This is a genomic window from Tsukamurella strandjordii, assembly GCF_039525985.1.
Taxonomy (GTDB): Bacteria; Actinomycetota; Actinomycetes; order Mycobacteriales; family Mycobacteriaceae; genus Tsukamurella; species Tsukamurella strandjordii.
This window is the reverse complement of the sequence record NZ_BAAAII010000018.1, coordinates 1-2,856: the sequence shown is the minus strand read 5'-3', so window position 1 is coordinate 2,856 and position 2,856 is coordinate 1. Positions and strand designations below refer to the sequence as shown.

2 rRNA genes are annotated in these 2,856 nt (G+C 54.7%); both read right to left on the bottom strand.

Annotated elements, in window-relative coordinates:
- Window positions 1-1,870, bottom strand: a 23S ribosomal RNA gene (locus ABD108_RS22090); the annotation flags it as partial.
- A gap of 405 nt (window positions 1,871-2,275) precedes the next feature.
- Window positions 2,276-2,856 (bottom strand): 16S ribosomal RNA (locus tag ABD108_RS22085); the annotation flags it as partial.

Sequence of the window (2,856 nt, the reverse complement as noted above, 5' to 3'; positions counted from 1 at the left end):
CATTTTGCCGAGTTCCTTAACCACAGTTCTCTCGATCTCCTTGGTATTCTCTACCTGACCACCTGTGTTGGTTTGGGGTACGGGCCACATCAGATCTCGCTAGAGGCTTTTCTCGGCAGCATAGGATCATGGAATTCGCCGCAACGGCTACGCATCACCTCTCAGGCTCAATGAGATCCGGATTTGCCTAGATCTCGCCCTACAGGCTTACACCAGTACAACCACTGACTGGCCCCACTACCTTCCTGCGTCACCCCATCGCTTGACTACTACCAGCCGAGGTCCCGTGCATCCACTCAAATGTCACCCGAAGGTGATCGATGAGCTTCAGGACGGTTAGTACAACTGATTCATCAGGGGCGATCTGACACGGGTACGGGAATATCAACCCGTTGTCCATCGACTACGCCTGTCGGCCTCGCCTTAGGTCCCGACTCACCCTGGGAGGATTAACCTAGCCCAGGAACCCTTGGTCATCCGGAGGACAAGTTTCTCACTTGTCATTCGCTACTCATGCCTGCATTCTCACTCGCGCAGCCTCCACAACTAGGTCACCCTGCTGCTTCTACGGCTGCACGACGCTCCCCTACCCACCCACAGTCAAAACTGTGAGTGCCGCGGCTTCGGCGGTGTACTTGAGCCCCGCTACATTGTCGGCGCCCAGCCACTAGACCAGTGAGCTATTACGCACTCTTTCAAGGGTGGCTGCTTCTAAGCCAACCTCCTGGTTGTCTTCGCGACCGGACATCCTTTTCCACTTAGTACACGCTTAGGGGCCTTAGCCGGCGATCTGGGCTGTTTCCCTCTCGACTACGAAGCTTATCCCCCGCAGTCTCACTGCCACGTTCTCACTTACCGGCATTCGGAGTTTGGCTGACGTCAGTAACCTGTGAGGGCCCATCGGCCATCCAGTAGCTCTACCTCCGGCAAGAAACACGTGACGCTGCACCTAAATGCATTTCGGGGAGAACCAGCTATCACGGAGTTTGATTGGCCTTTCACCCCTACCCACAGCTCATCCCCTCAGTTTTCAACCTAAGTGGGTTCGGGCCTCCACAACATCTTACTGCTGCTTCACCCTGGCCATGGGTAGATCACTCCGCTTCGGGTCCAGACCCGGCGACTCAAACGCCCTATTCGGACTCGCTTTCGCTACGGCTACCCCACAACGGGTTAACCTCGCCACCGAGCACTGACTCGCAGGCTCATTCTTCAAAAGGCACGCCATCACCCCACAACGAGGGCTCTGACGGATTGTAAGCACACGGTTTCAGGTACTATTTCACTCCCCTCCCGGGGTACTTTTCACCTTTCCCTCACGGTACTAGTCCGCTATCGGTCGCAAGGTAGTATTTAGGCTTACCGAGTGGTCTCGGCAGATTCACAGCGGATTTCACGGGCCCGCTGCTACTCGGGAATCCATCACAACAGTCACCACGTTTTCGGTTACAGGACTCTCACCCTCTCCGGCAGACCATTCCAGGCCACTTCACCTAACATGATGATTTCTTACTGTCGTCCAGCCAGGTAGAACTGGAAAGATGAACCCCACAACACCACACACACAACCCCTACCCGGTATCACATGTGCATGGTTTAGCCTCATCCGCTTTCGCTCGCCACTACTCACGGAATCACTATTGTTTTCTCTTCCTGAGGGTACTGAGATGTTTCACTTCCCCTCGTTCCCTCCACACCGCCTATATATTCAGCGGCAGGTAACACCACATGACTGGTGCTGGGTTTCCCCATTCGGAAATCCTCGGATCACAGCTCGGTTGACAGCTCCCCGAGGCATATCGCAGCCTCCCACGTCCTTCATCGGCTCCTTGCGCCAAGGCATCCACCGTGCGCCCTTAGACACTTACAACACACAAAACACACACCAAACACACAACAACGCATGCTCGCTGCGCCCTCATGACATCAAAGCGCCAAAAAAACACAAACAAAATGCTTACACAGAAACATGTAAAATTACAGAAACAAAAACCACTGAACCAGAAAACTGGAACAGAAGTTGATGCTCGCGTCCACTATACAATTCTCAAACAACACACACCATCACACCGCCACCAACCCACACCCCACAAACGAGGCCCAGTACGTCAGCACAGACATGCAACAGCAAGAGAAGAACGTGCCCTCTCAGACACCCAACAGTGTATCGATGAACCCCACCCACCCAAAGGCAGGAAAGGAAAGTCAGTGTTCCACCCAATTGAGCGACCGCCGAACCACACTCGGGCTCGAAACGGCACTAAATGCTCCTTAGAAAGGAGGTGATCCAGCCGCACCTTCCGGTACGGCTACCTTGTTACGACTTCGTCCCAATCGCCAATCCCACCTTCGACAGCTCCCTCCCACAAGGGGTTAGGCCACCGGCTTCGGGTGTTACCGACTTTCATGACGTGACGGGCGGTGTGTACAAGGCCCGGGAACGTATTCACCGCAGCGTTGCTGATCTGCGATTACTAGCGACTCCGACTTCATGGGGTCGAGTTGCAGACCCCAATCCGAACTGAGACGCGCTTTAAGGGATTCGCTCCACCTCACGGTATCGCAGCCCTCTGTACGCGCCATTGTAGCATGTGTGAAGCCCTGGACATAAGGGGCATGATGACTTGACGTCATCCCCACCTTCCTCCGAGTTGACCCCGGCAGTCTCTCACGAGTCCCCACCATTACGTGCTGGCAACATGAGACAAGGGTTGCGCTCGTTGCGGGACTTAACCCAACATCTCACGACACGAGCTGACGACAGCCATGCACCACCTGTATAGAAGGCACAAGGCAAACCGAATCTCTCCGGCGATCCTCTATATGTCAAACCCAGGTAAGGTTCTTCGCGTTGCA